The organism is Streptomyces sp. NPDC006296 (assembly GCF_040613235.1).
Taxonomy (GTDB): Bacteria; Actinomycetota; Actinomycetes; order Streptomycetales; family Streptomycetaceae; genus Streptomyces.
This window is the reverse complement of record NZ_JBEXRT010000018.1, coordinates 102,884-121,488: the sequence shown is the minus strand read 5'-3', so window position 1 is coordinate 121,488 and position 18,605 is coordinate 102,884. Positions and strand designations below refer to the sequence as shown.

General features: G+C 72.1%; 14 protein-coding genes. 6 read left to right on the top strand and 8 right to left on the bottom strand.

The window, feature by feature from the left end:
• Positions 1–705, bottom strand: a complete 705-nt coding sequence (gene cpaB / locus ABZ172_RS15510) for a Flp pilus assembly protein CpaB (protein WP_356884154.1) — start codon at positions 703–705, stop codon at positions 1–3.
• Positions 706–789: 84 nt separating this feature from the next.
• Positions 790–1,656: a hypothetical protein gene (locus tag ABZ172_RS15505; protein ID WP_356884152.1), complete on the bottom strand. Its 867-nt coding sequence runs from the start codon at positions 1,654–1,656 to the stop codon at positions 790–792.
• Positions 1,657–2,215: 559 nt separating this feature from the next.
• Between ABZ172_RS15505 and ABZ172_RS15500 the strand changes: the two genes are divergently transcribed.
• Entirely contained in the window at positions 2,216–3,946 is a 1,731-nt protein-coding gene (locus tag ABZ172_RS15500) for a glycoside hydrolase family 18 protein (RefSeq protein WP_356884150.1), read from the top strand.
• Between the two features lie 111 nt (positions 3,947–4,057).
• Here ABZ172_RS15500 and ABZ172_RS15495 read toward each other — a convergent pair whose 3' ends face one another.
• On the bottom strand, positions 4,058–5,362 hold the full coding sequence (locus tag ABZ172_RS15495; protein WP_356884148.1) for an Nramp family divalent metal transporter: 1,305 nt from the start codon (positions 5,360–5,362) through the stop codon (positions 4,058–4,060).
• Between the two features lie 181 nt (positions 5,363–5,543).
• Between ABZ172_RS15495 and ABZ172_RS15490 the strand changes: the two genes are divergently transcribed.
• The gene (locus ABZ172_RS15490) at positions 5,544–7,607 is read left to right on the top strand and encodes a protein kinase (RefSeq protein ID WP_356884146.1); all 2,064 of its coding nucleotides are present in this window, start codon (positions 5,544–5,546) and stop codon (positions 7,605–7,607) included.
• 70 nt (positions 7,608–7,677) lie between these two features.
• Here the strand turns inward: ABZ172_RS15490 and ABZ172_RS15485 are convergent, their stop codons facing one another.
• From ABZ172_RS15485 to ABZ172_RS15470, 4 genes are all read right to left on the bottom strand, one after another.
• Positions 7,678–9,150 (bottom strand): gluconate:H+ symporter, encoded by a 1,473-nt coding sequence (locus tag ABZ172_RS15485; RefSeq protein ID WP_356884144.1) that lies wholly within the window; start codon positions 9,148–9,150, stop codon positions 7,678–7,680.
• Between the two features lie 171 nt (positions 9,151–9,321).
• Entirely contained in the window at positions 9,322–9,732 is a 411-nt protein-coding gene (locus ABZ172_RS15480) for a RidA family protein (RefSeq protein ID WP_356884142.1), read from the bottom strand.
• 6 nt (positions 9,733–9,738) lie between these two features.
• A complete protein-coding gene (locus tag ABZ172_RS15475; RefSeq protein WP_356884140.1) occupies positions 9,739–10,497 on the bottom strand; it encodes an IclR family transcriptional regulator in 759 nt (252 codons plus the stop codon).
• Positions 10,494–11,663 carry a sugar kinase gene (locus tag ABZ172_RS15470; protein WP_356884138.1) on the bottom strand — a complete coding sequence of 390 codons (1,170 nt, stop codon included), beginning with the start codon at positions 11,661–11,663 and terminating at the stop codon, positions 10,494–10,496. Before ABZ172_RS15470 ends, ABZ172_RS15475 begins: the two co-directional genes overlap by 4 nt.
• Positions 11,664–11,801: 138 nt before the next feature.
• Here ABZ172_RS15470 and ABZ172_RS15465 point away from each other — a divergent pair, with 138 nt between their 5' ends.
• Positions 11,802–13,103, top strand: a complete 1,302-nt coding sequence (locus tag ABZ172_RS15465) for an alanine racemase (RefSeq protein ID WP_356884136.1) — start codon at positions 11,802–11,804, stop codon at positions 13,101–13,103.
• Positions 13,104–13,144: 41 nt separating this feature from the next.
• Positions 13,145–14,767 (top strand): D-aminoacylase, encoded by a 1,623-nt coding sequence (locus ABZ172_RS15460; RefSeq protein ID WP_356884134.1) that lies wholly within the window; start codon positions 13,145–13,147, stop codon positions 14,765–14,767.
• A 66-nt stretch (positions 14,768–14,833) separates the two neighbouring features.
• Here ABZ172_RS15460 and ABZ172_RS15455 read toward each other — a convergent pair whose 3' ends face one another.
• A complete protein-coding gene (locus ABZ172_RS15455; RefSeq protein WP_356884132.1) occupies positions 14,834–15,679 on the bottom strand; it encodes a serine protease in 846 nt (281 codons plus the stop codon).
• A gap of 436 nt (positions 15,680–16,115) precedes the next feature.
• On the opposite strand from ABZ172_RS15455, the gene ABZ172_RS15450 reads away from it, so the two are divergent.
• Positions 16,116–16,928 (top strand): arylamine N-acetyltransferase, encoded by an 813-nt coding sequence (locus ABZ172_RS15450; RefSeq protein ID WP_356884130.1) that lies wholly within the window; start codon positions 16,116–16,118, stop codon positions 16,926–16,928.
• Between the two features lie 379 nt (positions 16,929–17,307).
• Positions 17,308–18,519, top strand: a complete 1,212-nt coding sequence (locus ABZ172_RS15445) for a pyridoxal phosphate-dependent aminotransferase (RefSeq protein WP_356884128.1) — start codon at positions 17,308–17,310, stop codon at positions 18,517–18,519.
• The last annotated feature ends 86 nt before the right edge of the window (positions 18,520–18,605 follow it).

Here is an 18,605-nt window from a genome sequence, read left to right as displayed (position 1 = left end):
TCACTTGTCCTTGTCGAGCGTGTAGGTCCGGTCACCCGGGCGGACGACGCTGTCGCTGCCCGGCGCGATCAGTGCGAGACGCACGTGCTCGGCGAACGACTCCGCGTACGCCACGCGCTGGGTGTCGGGCGTGGTGAGCGCGAAGGTGATCGGCACGGCCTCGGACGCCTGGTTCCGGTCGTCCTTCCGGGGGTTCAGGGCGGTCAGTTCACCGACGTCGAGGACCTTGGCGTTGGAGACGATGACCCTGGACTGGGACACCTCGCCGTCGCGTTCACCCGCGAAGGTGGCGTAGATGTTCACCCTGTCGTTCGGCCGGATCTTGCCCGCCACCCCGGTGGCCGCGTCGATCATGATGGCGATCTCCTGTTCGCCCGGGCGCAGTTCGGGGCTTCTGACCATCATGTCGGACTGCATCAGGGAGCCCTTCCGCAGCTCGGTGACGGCGATCTTGCCGTCGACCTCGTCGATCTCGGTGACGGCGTTCGCCGACAGCCAGCGTTTCGGCATGGAGACCTTCTCGAACTGCCCGGCGGACAGGGCCGTGTACGGGGCCACGTCGCTCCTGAGCCGGTAGGCGTCGACCTCGGGACCGACCTTCGAGTTGACGTCGCTGATCACCGAGAGCACTCCGGCGAAGGCACCGAAGGCGCACAGGACCGACAGGAGCAGGAGTATCACGCCGCGGCGCTGGCGGGAGTTCATGGGCCGGACAACCTCGTTCGGATCGGATGCGTGGAGCAGCGGACGGAGAGGGATGCGCGGTGTGTGCGGAGAGCCCCGGGCGCGCTAGGCGGCGGGCGGTGCGGGCGCTCCGTGGCCCAGGACACCCGGGGAGTGCGTCCGGTTCTCCGCCGGGGCCAGCGGGGAGGAGCAGAACGCGCAGCGGTCGCCGATGAGTTCCATCCCGCACCAGTGGCAGTTCTCCCGGCGCACGGAGGACACCAGCTGGTAGATCACGGAGATGTCCGGGAGGAACGAGGCGAACTCCACCAGCCTCCCCGTTCCCCACCAGCGTGCCGAGCCGGACGGCAGCGCGCACTCCTGGACGGTCTGCACCCCCCAGGCCGGGACGAGGGTCTGCTCGATCCACTCGGAGGCCTGCTGCCCCTTGGCGAGCAACAGGTGGGTGGCGAAGGGCGGTCCGGCCGGCGGTTCGGCCGACGGGCCGATCCTGACGAGCTGCGGACCGGGGCCGGCGAACACGGCGAACTGGGATCCCGGCACCCAGGACCTGGCGTGGGTCCTGAGGCTGACGGGGACCCGGTCGAGCCGGGCCACGGAGTTCAGCAGGGCTCCGGCGTGGATGTAGTGGGCGAGCAGCCGGGCCGCCGAGGCCACCACTCCCGGGCTGAAGTCGCAGACGGAGAGCTGGCGCAGCTGGCGGACGAGCACGGCGACGCCGAGGGGCGGCAGGTCCACCCCGACCAGGGCGATGCGGTCGCTCTCCAGGACCGAGCGGACGGCGTACAGCCTGCGTTCGTGGGCGGGGCCGAGACCCGCGGGGTAGACCGCGACGACGTGACCGTGCCGCTCCAGCAGGAGGTTCATGTCACCGACGGCGAGGTCGAGGGGCTGGGCGTCGGGCGCCTGGAGCAGCGCCGCCGTGGGTGTCTGCCGGTCGGTCGGCGGGAGCACCAGGTCGGCACTGGTCACTGCTATTGCGGTCGGCACGCTCTTCCCCGTTCGGCCCCGGCCGTCGTCGGGGATGACTTCGGCCGCAATCGCTCCTGCTCCGTGCTTCTTCCCCAGCACTTTAACCACGTCAGACCGGGCAGAGAACAGATAACGGAACCCAGTACGAAGACGTGCGGCAGCGACGTTCACCACTCCTCCGTACGAAATCGGACGAAAAGCAAAGTGGTTAACTCCTGCACCACTGCGCAGAGTCACCTCGGCCGCGCCGGTTTGAAATGCCGGGGAATTGATTCGCCCAGCTCAGGGTGGGTGAGGGCGGTTTTTGCCGGACTTCCTCCATATCCTCGCCGTCACGTTCCGAAGACCCCCGCCGCGTCACTCGTGCGAGTGCATGCCCGGGGCCCGGGAAAGGTCACCCGATGGTGCGCGCGAACACCTCCGGCACCCTACGGCGGGGCCGCCGCACGTATCCGTACCGTCAGAGGTCTTGACAACTCGATTGGTCTGGACCAGTTTATCGGCCAACGGTGGCCACCGTCCCCGGCAGCACCCCCAACTCCCCCACCGGAGGCAGCAAGTGGAACGCTCCGCAGGCAGCAGCAGGCACAGAAGGAGCCGGATCCGTCCCGTCCTCGGCGGGGCGGTCGCCGTGGTCGCGGCGGGAGCGCTGGCCGTCACCGGGCTCGCGAGCAGCGCGCAGGCCGCCGACGTCAACGTGGCGAAGAACGCCGGATTCGAGTCGGGGCTGGCGGGCTGGACCTGTTCCGGCGGCAGCGGCACCGCGGTCTCCTCCCCCGTGCACAGCGGCACCTCCGCGCTCCGGGCCACCCCGGCCGGGCAGGACAACGCCCGGTGCACGCAGACCGTGGCCGTGAAGCCGAACTCGACCTATGCGCTGAGCTCCTGGGTGCAGGGCGGTTACGCCTACCTCGGCGCGAGCGGCACCGGGACCACGGACGTCTCCACCTGGACGCCCGGCTCCGGCAGCTGGACCCAGCTGAAGACCGGCTTCACCACCGGCCCCTCGACCACCTCGGTGACCGTCTACACCCACGGCTGGTACGGCCAGCCCGCCTACGTCGTGGACGACGTCCAGGTGACCGGGCCGGACGGCGGCGGGGGCACCGACCCGGAGCCCGCGGTCCCCGGGGCCCCCGCCGGGCTCGCCGTGGGGGCGACGACCGCGTCCTCCGTCTCCCTGAGCTGGAACGCCGTCTCCGGCGCGACCGGGTACACCGTCTACCGGAACGGGACGAAGGCGACCACGTCCACCGGCACCTCGGCGACGGTGACGGGGCTGGCCGCGGACACCGCGTACCAGTTCGCCGTCAGCGCCACCAACGCCGCCGGGGAGTCGGTCAGGACCGCGACGGTCAGCGGCCGTACGGCCAAGGCCGGTGAGCCGGGCGGCCCGACGGCCTCGGTGCCCAAGCACGCGGTGACCGGCTACTGGCAGAACTTCAACAACGGCGCGGCCGTCCAGAAGCTCAGTGACGTCCCCGCGGCCTACGACATCATCGCCGTCTCCTTCGCGGACGCCACGGCCACGCCGGGGGCGGTCACCTTCAACCTGGACTCGGCGGGGCTGAACGGCTACACGGTCGCCCAGTTCAAGGCCGACATCAAGGCCAAGCAGGCGGCCGGGAAGAACGTCATCATCTCCGTCGGCGGGGAGCGGGGGGCGGTCGCGGTCAACAGCGACGCCTCCGCGACCGCGTTCGCCGACTCGGTGTACGCGCTCATCCAGGAGTACGGCTTCAACGGCGTCGACATCGACCTGGAGAACGGCCTCAACTCCACCTACATGACGAAGGCCCTGCGCTCGCTCTCGTCGAAGGCGGGCTCCGGCCTCGTCATCACGATGGCACCGCAGACCATCGACATGCAGTCCACCTCGGGCGAGTACTTCAAGACGGCGCTCAACATCAAGGACATCCTCACCGTCGTCAACATGCAGTACTACAACAGCGGTTCCATGCTGGGCTGCGACGGCAAGGTCTACTCCCAGGGTTCGGTGGACTTCCTCACCGCGCTCGCCTGCATCCAGCTGGAGGGCGGCCTCGCCCCGTCCCAGGTCGGCATCGGCGTCCCCGCCTCCACCCGGGGCGCGGGCAGCGGCTACGTCGCGCCGTCCGTCGTGAACGCGGCCCTGGACTGCCTCACCAAGGGCACCGGCTGCGGGTCCTTCAAGCCGTCCAGGACCTACCCGGACCTGCGCGGCGCGATGACCTGGTCCACCAACTGGGACGCCACCGCGGGCAACGCCTGGTCCGGCGCGGTCGGCCCGCACGTCCACGGCCTGCCGTAACCACCGCCTCCGCGATCCCACCGGCCCACCGGCCCGGCAGCGCCGCCGCTCCCCCGGCGGCGCTGCCGCGTGCGTACGCGCGCTTCCGCGTGCCGCACCGGGCCGTCCGGCCTACCAGGGCAGTTCGCGCACCTGCTGCACGCACAGCACGACGAACAGCAGGCCCGCCGCGCTCAGCATCCCGTTGCTGAGCCAGCCGTTGCGCCACTCCCGCGGGGTGCGGGAGGAGTTGAGCAGCCACAGCAGGGTCAGGGCCAGGAACGGCATGAAGAACGCGCCCAGCACCCCGTAGCCGATGACCAGCCCGAAGGGCTCGTCCAGCCACAGCAGCGTCATCGGCGGGAACGTCAGCCACAGCAGGTACGCGCGGAAGGGCACGGAACGCTCCCGCCGGCCCACCTCGCCGCCGCCCGACTCCGGTGCGCCGGCCGCGCCGCGGGCGGCCCGGAACCGCTCCACGAAGTCGGCGAACATCAGGCTCACGCCGTGCCAGACCCCGATGAGCGACGAGAACGACGTCGCGAAGAAGCCGACCAGGAAGAGCTTCGCGGTGCCCGCACCGAAGCGGTCCTCCAGCACCAGGCCGAGGTCGACGAGCCCCCGGTCGCCCTTCGTCAGGGCGATCTGCGAGGCGTGCAGGAGTTCGGCACCGACGATGAGCATCGCGACGACGAAGATGCCGGTCGTCAGGTAGGCGACCCGGTTGTCGATCCGCATCACCTTCATCCAGGAGGAGTTGGACCATCCCTTGGCGTTGACCCAGTACCCGTACGCCGCCATGGTGATGGTGCCGCCGACCCCGCCGATCAGGCCGAGCGTGTAGATCAGCGAGCCGTCCGGGAGCACCGGAAGCAGCCCGGCGAAGGAGGCGCCGATGTCCGGCACCACCCGGATCGCCACGTAGACCACGACGACGAACATGACGCCGATGAGGACCGTCATGACCTTCTCGAAGACGGCGTACCGGTTGAACCAGACGAAGACCAGGCCGATCAGGCCGGTGATGATCGCCCAGGTCTTGAGACCGGGGCCGTCGGGGAAGAGCGCGACGAGGGGCAGGGCGCTGGACGACATGGCCGTCGCGCCGTACACGAATCCCCAGACGACGACGTACACGGCGAAGTAGCCCGTGGTCCAGCCGCCGAGGGTGCGCCAGCCGTCGAAGAGGGTGCGGCCCGTCGCCAGGTGCCAGCGGCCCACCGCCTCCGCGAGGGAGATCTTGACGAGGCAGCCGACGACCGCCGCCCACATGAGGGTGTAGCCGAACTTGCTGCCCGCGATGAGGGTCGCGACCAGGTCCCCGGCTCCGACGCCCGTCGCCGCGACGACGATGCCGGGTCCGATGTATTTCCAACTGGCTCTACGTGGGCGGGAGTCCAGCTCCCCGGTCTGTGTGGTGTCGCTCGTCTCGGCCATGTCGATCAACGAAGCGCAAAGTTCCGCTTCGCACAAGGGGTCGGGGGCCACCCTCGCCGGGCCCTCTCCTTCCCGGGGCAGCTGTGGACGTTCCGTGACACGGGACGGCGGTGCGCTCGGCACCCTCCTCGTGGGACGCTTGCCCGTGCGGGACCGAAGGGTGCTGGACGGGAGAAGTTGCATGGCAGGGCCGCACGTTGGTCCGCTGGGAAGCGGTGATCCGGAGACGCTCGGCAGATACCGCCTCATCGGCCGGCTGGCCTCCGGCGGCATGGGGCGCATCTATCTCGCCCGGGGGGCCGGCGGACGGCTGGTGGCGGTGAAGACCCTGCTCTCCGAAGGGGTCGTCAGCGAGGTCGACCGGCGGCGGTTCACCCGCGAGGTGAGCCTGGCCCAGCGCATCGACAGCGAGTTCACCGCGCGGGTGCGGGACGCCGATCCGCGGGCCGAGCTGCCCTGGATGGCGATCGACTACATCGCCGCGCCGTCGCTCTCCGAGCTGGTCCGCTCGGAGGGGGTGCTGCCCGCCTCGGCCGTGCGCTGGCTGGCGGCGGGCACCGCGGAGGCACTGGTCACGCTGCACGGCGAGGGCGTCATCCACCGGGACCTCAAGCCGCAGAACATCCTGCTGCCGCTGGCCGGGCCGCGCGTGATCGACTTCGGTATCTCGCACGCGAGCGACCTCACCCTCACGAGCGTCACCCTGGGCACGATCGCCTTCACCTCGCCCGAGCAGGCGCGGGGCGAGCAGTCGACGGAGGCCTCGGACGTGTACTCCCTCGGGGCGACGCTGTTCCAGATGGCGCTCGGCAGACCTCCCTACCGGGCGGACAGCGGCACGCTCGCCCTGCTGGCGCAGGTGCAGCGGGGCGAGGTCGACCTCGACGGGCTGCCCGATGAGCTGGTGCCGCTGATACGCCCCTGCCTCGCGGTCGATCCGGCGCGGCGGCCGCTCCCCGCGGAGATGCTGGAGCGCTTCCGGCGGTCGCTGGCGGGGCTCCCGGTGACGCAGGGGGGCCGCCACTGGCTGCCGCGGCGCTGGACGGAGCTGATCCGCGCGTACGAGCGGCACGGGCGTGAGGTGGCCCGGGGGGCGGACCCCGGACACGCCGAGGACGTGACGGTGGACCGGAGCACGGGCGCGGGCGCGGCGCCCGGCACGACCCGGGAGTACACGCAGGAGCGCGGGCCGGCCGGCCGGGAGGACCCGGAGCCGGAGCGCGAGGAGGACGGCGCCGAGGGGAGACGGCCGGAGCGCGAGCAGGTCCGTCTCGTCCAGCAGCGGCTGCGCGAGCAGGAGCGGCAGCAGGAGCTGGAGCGGCGGAGGGCCGAGGAGACGCGGCGGGACGCCGAGCGGAAGGCCCGGGAGAAGGCGGAGCGGAAGGCCGGCAGGAGGCGGGCCAAGGCCGAGGAGCGGGCCCGGCAGCACGCCTCCGTGACGTCGTCGGGCTCCTGGCCGGCGGCGTCCGGTGTCGCCCTCGCGTCTCCCCGTCCGGAGCCGGCCCGGGCGCCCGCACCGGCCCCCTCCGGGAACGGTTCGTCGGCGATGAGCTGGCTGGTGGTGCTCGCCGTCGCCGCGCTGGTCCTCTGGCTGGTCGGCCGGCCGGACACCGGCGCGGGCGCGGACCCCGGCGGCGCGGGCCCGGGCACGAGCGCCACCCCCGTCGACGACGGCGCGACCGGCACGGGCCCGCGGACCGGCACCGGGGCACCCGGGCCGTCGCCGGTACCGACCCCCGACGCGCAGGACGAGGCGTTCGGCGCGGTGGCGTCCGGGGACTGCCTCACCGCCTCGGACGACGGTTACGGCAACTGGTCGACCGAGGTTCCGGAGACGGTGGGCTGCGACGCCTCCGGCGCCCACCTCCGGGTGACCTCGACGCACGAGGGCACCCGCTCCGCCGACTGCCCGAGCGGCTCGGGCCGTTCGCACTGGACGCACCCGGGTTCGGCGCCGGGGTTCGGCCTCACGCTCTGCGTGGAGCGCCAGTTCCGGGTGGGGCAGTGCTTCGTGTCCAAGCACGAGGGCGACCGGATGGCGGACGCCCGGCTCATGACGGTGTGGGACTGCGGCAAGAACACCGTGCCGCAGGGCTACGACGTGATCCTGAAGATCACCTCGCTCTGGCGCGCGCAGTCCACCTACCCGCCCGGCTTTTGCTCGCAGGGCGGTGACGACCGGGAGGACTACTGGCGGTTCGAGGTGAACGACGACAGGTCGGTGCTCTGCGTCCGGTGGGTCTGAGCCCGCCGGGCCCGCTCGCGCCGCCGGGCCGGGACGGCATGTCCCGGCCCGGCGGGGTCCGTGCGGGGACCTAGATCACGAGGCTCAGGGCCGCCGCGACCACGAACCCGGCGACCGAGAGCACCGTCTCCAGGACGGTCCAGGTCTTCAGGGTGTCGCGCTCGGAGATACCGAAGTACTTCGAGACCATCCAGAACCCGCCGTCGTTGACGTGCGAGGCGAAGATGGAGCCCGCCGAGATCGCCATGATGATCAGCGCGAGGTGGGCCTGCGACATGTCCTGGCCCTCGACGAGCGGGACGACGATGCCGGCGGTGGTGACGATGGCGACCGTGGCCGAGCCCTGCGCGACCCGCAGGACGACGGAGATCAGCCAGGCGAGCAGGATGACCGGCAGACCGACGTCGTTGAAGGTGTCGGCGAGCGCGTCGGCGATGCCGCTGCCCTTGAGCACCGCTCCGAAGATCCCGCCCGCGCCGACGACCAGCAGGATGTTGCCGACGGGCTTCAGCGAGGAGGTGGAGACCGCTTCGAGGGACTTGCGGGACCAGCCGCGCCGGATGCCCAGCAGGTAGTAGGCGAGGAGCAGGGCGATGGTCAGCGCGACGAAGGGGTTGCCGAAGAACTCGACGACCGAGCGCAGGGTGGAGGGGTCCAGCGCGATGGAGGAGAACGTCGCGGCCAGGATCAGGATCAGCGGGGTGCCGATGATCGCGAGCACGGTGCCGAGCGGGACGGGCTTCTCGTGCGGGGTGACGCCGGCCGCGCGCTGTTCGGCGACGACGGCCGCCCGGGACTCCTCGGCCGCCTCGACCATGTCCTGCGGGACCTCGACGAAGATGCGCTTGCCGATCCAGGCGGCGTAGCCCCAGGCGGCGAGGACGGACGGGATGCCGACGAGGGCGCCCATCAGGATGACCCAGCCGAGGGAGACGTTGAAGAGGCCCGCGGCGGCGACCGGTCCGGGGTGCGGCGGCAGGAACGCGTGGGTCATGGAGAGTCCGGCCAGCAGCGGCATCGCGTACAGGACGACGGACTTGCCGGAGCGCTTGGCGGCGGCGTACACGATCGGCGCGAGGACGAAGATGCCGACGTCGAAGAAGACCGGGATGCCGAAGATGAGGCCGGTGAGCCCCATGGCGAGCGGGGCGCGCTTCTCGCCGAAGAGGTTCAGCAGGCGGGCGCTCAGGACCTCCGCCCCGCCGGACACCTCCAGGATCGCGCCGAGCATCGTGCCCAGGCCGATGATGATCGCGACGTGGCCGAGGATGCCGCCCATGCCGGACTCGATGACGGAGACGGCGGCGGACTTCTGGACCGTGCCGAAGAGTTCGGTGACGGAGAGGCCGGCACCGAGGCCGACGGCTATGGACACGGCGAGCAGCGCGACGAACGGCTGCAGCCTGACCTTGATGATCAGGAAGAGCAGGAGCGCGATCCCGAGCGCGGCGACGGTCAGCAGACCGGGGGTCCCGCCGATCAGGAGGAGGAGTCCACCGGTGTGGGGTGGCACCTCGGGGGCGGGGGCGGCGGCGAGCAGCATGAGCGGTCAACTCCGTTGGTGACGGGGTCCTTCGGGGCAGGGGGGAGCGCGGCACGGCGCCGTGTGCGGGGGCGGTCGGGCGCCGTGCCGTGCTGCGCGGTGGTGCGGTGGGGCGGGTGGTGCGGGGTCCGGTGGTCCGGGGGCGGACCGCAGGACCGGGGGATCAGGTGATCAGCCGAGGACCGCGAGGGCGTCGATCTCGATGAGCAGCCCCTTGGGGAGGCCGACGTACACCGTCGTACGCGCGGAGGCGGGGGCCTTCAGGTCCTGCTCGCCGAAGTACTCGTTGTAGATCGCGTTCATCTCGGCGAAGTGGTCGACGTCCGTGAGGTAGACGCGCATCATCATCACGTCGTCCCAGCTCGCGCCGCCCTCCTCCAGGATCGCCTTGACGTTGGCGAAGGTCTGCAGGGTCTGCTCGCGCAGCGTGGGGCCGGCCGGGGTGGGGGCCTGGCCCTCGACCGCGGGCAGGAAGCCGACCTGGCCGGCGACCTGGAGGATGTTCCCCTTCCTGACGCCGTGCGAGAACCTGGCGGGCGGGGCGGTGTGGGTGCTCGGGGTGAGGGCGGTCTTCTCGGTCATGGCGGTTCAGGCTTTCTTGGTGGGAGTGGTGCCGGAGTACTCCCGGCTGATGGTGTCCGCGGTGCGTCGCACCAGCGGGAGCAGGGTGAGGAGTTCCTCGGCCGTGACGACCACGTTCGGCGCGGAGACCGACATGGCGGCGACGACCCGTCCGTCCGCGCCCCGGATGGGGGCGCCGACGCAGTTGATGGACTCCTCGTGGCCACCGAGGTCGGTGGCCCAGCCCTGTTCGCGCACGACGGCGAGCTCCTTGAGGAAGGCACCGGCGTTCGGGAGCGAACGGGACGTGTACATGGGGTAGTCGAGCCGTTCGGCGATGGCGCGCCGCTCGGGCTCGGGGAGGTCGGCGAGGAGCAGCTTGGCGACCGCGGCGACGGTGATCGCGACGGGTTTGCCGATCCGCGAGTACATCCGGACCGGATAGCGGCTCTCGACCTTGTCGATGTAGAGGACCTCGTGCTCCTCGTACACCGCGAGGTGCACGGTGTGCCCGCACTGTTCGTTGAGCGCGACGAGGTGGCTGTGGGCGATCTCGCGGACGTCGAGGTTCTCGACGGCTTCCTGCGCGAGCGCGAAGAGGCGCGCGCCGAGGCGGTAGCGCTGGTCCTCCTGGCGGAAGACCAGGCCGTGTTCGTGGAGGGTGCGGAGCAGGCGCAGGGCCGTGGACTTGTGGACGCCGAGCCGTTCGGCGACCTGGCCGAGGTCGGCGGGGCCCTGGGCGAGCAGCGGCAGGATGCTCAGCGCGCGGTCGACGGTCTGGCTCATGTGACTCGTACCTCCTCGTTCGCCCCGGCGGCGACGGTCCATCCGGGGCCGAGACGAAGTGTCCCCCAGGCCTCGTCGTCCAGAGCGGCGAGCCGGTCGGCGTGGGCGCGGGGCGGGGGGCCCGTGAGGTCGCCGGGGACGGTGAGGACGGCGGCGGCCATGAGGTGGCCGTGCCGGGCCCGGTCGCGCACGGACAGCTCGCGCAGGGTGGCGGAGAGGAACCCGGCGGCGAAGGCGTCGCCCGCGCCGACGGCGGCGACGACGTCCACGCGCAGCGAGGGGACGGTGGTGACGGTGTCCTCCCCCGGGCTCCCGGCGGTGCGGACGGGCGCGACGCCGCCGGTGCCCCCGGTCCCTGCGGTGCGGCCGGCCTCCCCGGTGTCCCCGGTGTACGTGGCGCCGTCCGTGCCGGTGCGGGTGCCCGCGCCGGTGCGGGAGAAGACGGTGGCGCCCTCGGCGCCCCGCTTCACCACGAGCACGTCCGGCTCCGGCAGGGCGGCGCGGATGGCCTCGGCGCCGTGGAGCCCCCACGCCTCCTCCGCCTCGTCCTCCCCGACGAAGACGAGGTCGCAGCGGCGGGCCAGGGCGAGCAGCACATCCGGGCCGGCGGTGCCCTCGCGCCACAGGCCGGGACGGTGGTTGACGTCGAAGGAGACCAGCGGGCGCCCCTCGCGGGGGGCGGTGAGGTCGTGCAGGAGAGCCAGGCAGTCGGCGGAGAGCGCGGCGGTGATGCCGGACAGGTGCAGGATCCGGGCGGACAGCAGGTCCTCGTACGGGACGTTGTGCGGGGACATCGCGGAGGCCGCGGAACCGGCCCGGTAGTACGCCACCTCGTGGGCGTCGGTGGCCCGGTCCGTCGCGGTGCGGAAGTAGATGCCGGTGGGGCGGGCCGGGTCGCGGCGCACGGCGGAGGTGTCGACCCCGTATCCGGCGATCGCGTCGACGAGGTGGTCGCCGAAGCCGTCGGCGCCGACCCGGCCGACCCACTTCGCCCGGTGGCCCGCGGCGGCGAGCGCGCAGGCGACGTTGGACTCGGCGCCGCCGATGCCCCGGCCGAAGGAGGGGACGTCGGCGAGGCGGCCGGGCTGCGAGGGCAGGAACGTCACCATGGACTCACCGAGGCAGACGACGTCCGCGGTGGCTGTCCTGGCTGCGTGTCCGGGCACTCTGGGCTCCTCAGGGTCGGCCGTGGGCGCCGGTGCTCACCATTGACCCGGCATCGGCTCGGATGTTAGACAGCGTCAAGCGATATGCGCAATGGCCGTTGCACAAGATGCAACGATCGAGTTCCCGAGGAGGACCCCTTGGCCGCCCAGCAGTCCGCCGAACAGTCCGCGACGGCTCTCGCCGGTGAGGTGGTCGACCACCGCTTCAAGGCGCTGCCGCCCGACGCGGAGGGGCTGACCGTCGGCGCCCTCGCGGCCGAGCGCCGCAATCTCTTCACCGGGGGCTTCACCACCCCCGTGCTGGCCCTCTCCGCCGAGTCCGTCGAGGCCAACCTCGCCCTGCTGGAGACGTACGCCGAACGGCACGGCCTCGCGTTCGCACCGCACGGCAAGACGTCGATGTCCCCGCAGCTCTTCGCCCGCCAGCTGGAGTACGGCGCCTGGGGCATCACCGCCGCCGTGCCCCACCAGGCCCGGGTGTACCGCGCCCACGGCATCCGGCGGATCTTCCTGGCCAACGAGCTCGTGGACGCGGTCGCGCTGCGCTGGCTGGCCGGCGAGCTGGACGCCGACCCGGAGTTCGTCTTCGCCTGTTACGTCGACTCCGTGCGCGGTGTCGAGCTGATGGACCAGGCCCTGCGGGCGGCCGGAGCGGTGCGCCCGGTCGACGTGGTGGTGGAGCTGGGCGCCGGTGCGGGCGCCCGCACCGGCGCCCGTACGGAGGCCGACTGCGCGGCGGTCGCCGACGCGGTGGCCGCCACGTCGACCCTGCGCCTGGTGGGCGTCGCCGGTTACGAGGGCGAGGTGCCGGACGCCTCGCCGGAGCGCGTGCGGGAGTGGCTGCGACGGCTCGTCGCGCTCGCCGCCGGCTTCGACGCCGCGGGGCGTTTCGGCGATCCGGCCGACGGCCGGGAGATCCTGGTCAGCGCGGGCGGCAGTGCCTGGTTCGACGCGGTCGCCGACGTCTTCGCGGAGATCCCCCCGCTGAGCCGGCCCGTGCTCAAGCTGCTGCGCTCCGGCGCCTACGTCAGCCATGACGACGGTCACTACCGCCACCTCACCCCCTTCAACCGGATCCCCGAGGAGGGGGCGCTGCAGCCCGCGTTCCGCCTCTGGGCCCAGGTGGTGTCCCGTCCCACGCCCGAGCAGGCGTTCGTGAACGCCGGGAAGCGCGACGCCGCCCACGACCTGGACCTCCCCGAGGCGCAGGTCGTCCGCTCCGCACGCGACGGCTCGGTGCGGCCCGCCACCGGAATCACCGTCAGCGGGCTGTCCGACCAGCACGGCTGGGTCCGCACGGAGCCGGACGCCGAGCTGGAGGTCGGCGACTGGATCGGCATGGGCCTCTCCCACCCCTGCACCTCCTTCGACAAGTGGCAGCTGATCCCGCTGGTGGAGGCGGACGGCACCGTCACCGACTACATCCGCACCTTCTTCTGATCCCGGCGGAACGGCCCCTCCCCACCCGAAAGGCGACCTCCATGGACCTGGTCATCCGCGACGCCCGCGTCGTCGACGGCACCGGTACCCCCTCCTACCGCGCCGACGTGGGCGTCACGGACGGCCGGATCACCGAGATCCGCAGGGAGGGCGACGGCCCGCGCCCCTCCGCCGCCCGCACCCTGGACGCCGACGGACTCGCGCTCTCGCCGGGCTTCGTCGACATGCACGCGCACAGCGACCTCGCCCTGCTGCGCGACCCCGACCACAGCGCGAAGGCGGCCCAGGGCGTCACCCTGGAGGTGCTGGGCCAGGACGGGCTGTCGTACGCCCCCGCCGACGACCGCACCCTGGCCGAGGTCCGCCGCTCCATCGCCGGCTGGAACGGCGACGGGTCCGACATCGACTTCGACTGGCGCACCGTCGGCGGCTACCTGGACCGCCTCGACCGCAACTTCGGCGGCCGGGGCATCGCCGTCAACGCCGCCTACCTGATCCCGCAGGGCACGGTCCGGATGCTCGCCGTCGGCTGGGACGACCGCCCCGCCACCGACGCCGAGCTGGACCGCATGAGGGAGCTCGTCGCCCAGGGCATGGCCGAGGGCGCGGTCGGCATGTCCTCGGGCCTGACCTACACCCCGGGGATGTACGCGAAGGACGCCGAACTCACCGAGCTGTGCCGGGTGGTGGCGGCGCACGGCGGCTACTACTGCCCCCATCACCGCTCGTACGGCGCGGGCGCGCTCGCCGCGTACGAGGAGATGGTGCAGCTCACCCGGGACGCCGGATGCGCCCTCCATCTCGCCCACGCCACCATGAACTTCGGGGTGAACAAGGGCAGGGCGCCCGAGCTCCTGACGCTCCTGGACGAGGCACTCGCGGCGGGGGCGGACATCTCCCTCGACACCTACCCGTACACCCCCGGGTGCACGACGCTGGTGGCGATGCTGCCGAGCTGGTCGAGCGAGGGCGGGCCGGAGTCGGTCATGGCCCGGCTCGCGGACGGGCCGACGGCGGAGCGCATCCGCCACCATGTGGAGGTCCTGGGCTCCGACGGCTGTCACGGCGTCCCGATCGAGTGGGACTCGATCGAGATCTCCGGCGTGGGCGACCCGGGGCTGTCCGGTTACGTCGGCCGCACGGTCGCCGAGTCGGCCCGGCTGCGCGGCGAGGAGCCCTGGGTGACGGCCCGTCGGGTGCTGATCGAGGACCGGCTCGGCACGACGATCCTCCAGCACGTCGGCCACGAGGAGAACGTCCGGCAGATCATGGGCCACCGGGTCCACACCGGCGGCAGCGACGGCATCCTGCAGGGCGACAAGCCGCACCCCCGCGCGTACGGCACGTTCCCGCAGTACCTCGGCCGGTACGTACGGGAGCTGGGCATCCTCTCGCTGGAGGAGTGCGTCGCCCATCTGACCTCACGGCCGGCCGCCCGGCTGCGCCTGCCGGACCGCGGGCTCGTCCGCGAGGGCTACCGCGCGGACCTGGTCCTCTTCGATCCGGCCACCGTGGCGGCCGGATCGACTTTCGACGAGCCGCGCGTCCTGCCGGTGGGCATCCCGCACGTCCTGATCGACGGCCGCTTCGTCATCGAGGACGGCCGGCGGACCTCCGTCCTGGCGGGCCGGGCGGTGCGGAGCACGGACGGCGCCCGGAGCTGAGCGGCGCCGCCCCGGGGGACCCGGCGGGGGCGGGGCGGCCGGACCGCCCCGCCCCCGCCGTCGTCGCTACGGCTTCGGCAGCGCGCAGCCGGACCGGTTGAGGTCGATCTGGCTGCCGGTGCCGATGCACGGCACCATGGAGTACGTCTGCTGGGCGTAGTTGATGCCCTTGCGGACGGTCACGGTGCCGTCCTCGGCCACCTCGCACGGGTTGTTGTCCGTGCACCGCTGTCCGTCCTCGTTCCCGGTGTTGTTGACGGCCACCACCTTGCCGGTCGCGTCGGAGATCACCGGGGAGCCGGACGTGCCCCCGATGGTCTGGCAGGCGGAGGTGTAGCGGACCGAGTCCTTCCAGGTCCAGGCCCCCTCCTTGAGGCGGTAGGCGAAGCCGTCGACGGCACAGCTGTAGGTGCGCTTCCAGTAGCCGGACGCGACCGTGATCGCGGCGCCCTTCACCGGGTGCGCGGTGTCGAGTTCCAGCGCCTTGATGCCGTAGGTGCTCTCGATCTGGGCGTAGGTGCTGGTGAGCTGGTACAGCGAGACGTCGGTGTCCGTCATCGTCCCGTACGCGATCTTCGAGGCCCGCAGGGTGCCGACTCCGCTGCCCGCGGCGTTCAGCAGGGTGAAGCTGCGCGTCGACGCCTTGTTGAGCACGACCTGGCCGGGGGCCGGGAAGCCGGTCTCCAGGCAGTGGCCGTTGGACAGGACGAGGGCGGGGTCGCCCGGCTGGGACGAGGGCGACCGGACGACCGAGCCGGAGCAGTTGCTGAGTGCGACCGTGCCGGCGAAGGTGACCGCCTTCGCGCGGACTCCGGTCTCGTCCGGGGTCGTGGCCGTGGACGCTGCCGCGGGTGCGACGCCCGCCCCGAGGAGCAGGACGGAAAGAAGTGCGCCGACGAGAGGCTTGTTCATGTGGGGGTCCCCTCCAGAGGTGTCCGCCACCGGAGTTCTTCCGGTTTTTGGCATGCGCATGTTGTCGCATGGAGAGGAGGTCCAACAAGGGGCGAAATCAAGCCGCCGGAAGGATCACCTCACGGACCGGCGCACGGCGTGGAACCCGGACCGCGGGACACCCCGGCGCACGGAACGGCACCCGGACCGCGGGACGCCGCGCCGGCCGGGCGCCGCGCCGGCCGAGCACCGCCGGCCCGCCCGGAGACCCCGCACCCCCGCCCCGGCGGCCTCGCCGGGCGGACTCCCGGGGCCCGTCCGCGGGCGCCCCGTTCCGCCCGCGGGGGGCGCGCCGGCCGCCGGGACGCGCACGGCGCCGGGCGCGCTCCGGCGCCCGTATCCCCTGCGCCGTCAAGGCATTTGAGAAACAGCAGGGGTGTCTGCGTAGTGTCGGGGTATGACACTCGACCTCGACGCCTACTTCGCCCGCATCGGCTGGTCCGGGGAGCGCCGTCCCACCGTGGAGGTGCTGCGGTCCGTGCACCGCGCCCACATGCTGGGCATCCCGTTCGAGAATCTGGAGCCCCTCCTCGGCAGCGCGCCCTCCCTCGCGCTCCCGGACCTGGAGAGGAAGCTCGTCCGCAGTGAGCGCGGCGGGTACTGCTACGAGCACAACACCCTGCTCACCGCCGCCCTGACCCAGCTCGGGTTCCGGGTGACGCTGCTGACCGCCCGGGTGGTGGTGGGTGCGGCGCCCGGTGACATCAGACCCCGTACGCACATGCTGATGCAGGTGGACGTGGAGGGGGAGCCCGACCCGTGGCTCGCCGACGTCGGTTTCGGTTCGCACGGCGCCCTGTTGGAGCCGATCCCGCTGGTGGTCGACGCCGAGCTGCTCGACACCCCGCGACGCCACCGGCTCGTGCACGCCCCGCACGACGGGCCGCTGGAGATGTGGGAGCTCCAGACGGACAAGGGCGGTTACTGGGAGCCGCAGTACGAGTTCACCCTGGAGCCCTTCGAGGCCCCGGACTACGAGGTGATCAACTGGCACATCGCGACCAACCCGCGGTCGCCGTTCCACCAGGCGGTGTACGCCCAGCGCACCCTGCCGGGCCTGCACCGCGCCCTGTCCGGACGGACGCTGGTGGAGACGGCCGACGACGGCACGGTCGCGGAGCGGGAGCTCTCCGGCTCCGCCGAGGTGCTGCGGGTGCTGGCCGAGGACTTCGGCGTCCGCATGCCCGAGGGGACCGTCCTGCCCGGCTGAGAACAGCCGCTCCACCCGGCCGGGAGCGGCCCCGCCCCGCCCGGCCGAGTGCGACCGGCCTGCCCGGCCGGGAACGATCGTCCTGCCCCGGCCGAGTGCAGCCGTCCCGCCCCGGCCGGGAGCGACCGCTCCGCCCCGCCGGGGGCGGAGGCACCCGCTCCGCGGGGCCCGCGCACACCCCCGCGTGGCGCATCTCACCGGCCCCGCGCCCGAGGCCCGCTTTCCAAGCCGCGGCGCCGCCCCGACCGGCCGTTCCCACGGTCCGCGGCCAGGGCGGCATGCCGATGGAAGACCGGGCGCGCCGGCACGCGTCCCCGTAGGGGGGAACCCGCGTGAGATGCGGGAGCACCGCGCGAAACACGGTCGTAAGCTCGCGGACATGCAGGTCATCCAGTCAACGAAGCTCTCCGGCGTCTGTTACGAGATCCGCGGTCCCGTCCTCGAGGAAGCGATGCGGCTCGAAGCCGCAGGTCACCGCATCCTCAAGCTGAACACGGGCAACCCCGCGGCGTTCGGGTTCGAATGCCCGCCGGAGATCCTGGAGGACATCCTGCGCAACCTCTCCGGTGCGCACGGCTACGGCGACGCCAAGGGCCTGCTGTCCGCGCGCCGGGCGGTGATGCAGCACTACCAGACCAAGGGGATCGACCTCGACGTCGAGGACGTCTACCTGGGCAACGGCGTCTCCGAGCTGATCCAGATGTCGATGCAGGCGCTGCTCGACGACGGGGACGAGGTGCTCGTCCCCGCCCCGGACTATCCGCTGTGGACGGCCTCGGTCTCGCTGGCCGGCGGCACGGCCGTGCACTACCGGTGCGACGAGCAGGCCGACTGGATGCCCGACCTCGCCGACATCGAGCGGAAGATCACCGACCGCACCAAGGCGCTCGTGATCATCAACCCGAACAATCCGACCGGCGCGGTGTACGACGACGCGATGCTGCGAGGGCTGACCGAGATCGCCCGCCGCCACAACCTGGTCGTCTGCTCCGACGAGATCTACGACCGGATCCTCTACGACGGCGCGACGCACACCCCGACCGCCGCCGTCGCCCCGGACCTGATGGTGCTCACCTTCAACGGGCTCTCGAAGAACTACCGGATCGCCGGGTACCGCTCCGGCTGGATGGCGGTCTGCGGCCCGAAGGCGCACGCCTCCTCGTACATCGAGGGCCTCACGGTCCTGGCCAACATGCGCCTCTGCGCCAACATGCCCGCGCAGCACGCGGTGGCCACCGCGCTCGGCGGGCGGCAGTCGATCGAGGAGCTGGTGCTGCCGGGCGGCCGGATCCTGGAGCAGCGGGACGTGGCGTACGACCTGCTGACGCAGATCCCCGGGGTGACCTGTGTGAAGCCGAAGGGGGCGCTGTACCTCTTCCCGAGGCTCGATCCCAAGGTCTTCAAGATCAAGGACGACCGGCAGATGGTCCTCGACCTGCTGCGGGCGGAGAAGATCATGGTGGTGCAGGGCACCGGCTTCAACTGGCCGGAGCCCGACCACTTCCGGGTGGTGACCCTGCCGCCCGCGAAGGACCTGAGCGACGCGGTGACGCGCATCGGGAACTTCCTGGACGGCTACAGCCAGCCCTGAGCGGCCCGCACGTCAAGAACTTCCGGATTCGACACAACCTTAGACTGAATCCAATATAGGATGGCCTTACTGCACCATCAGGAGGC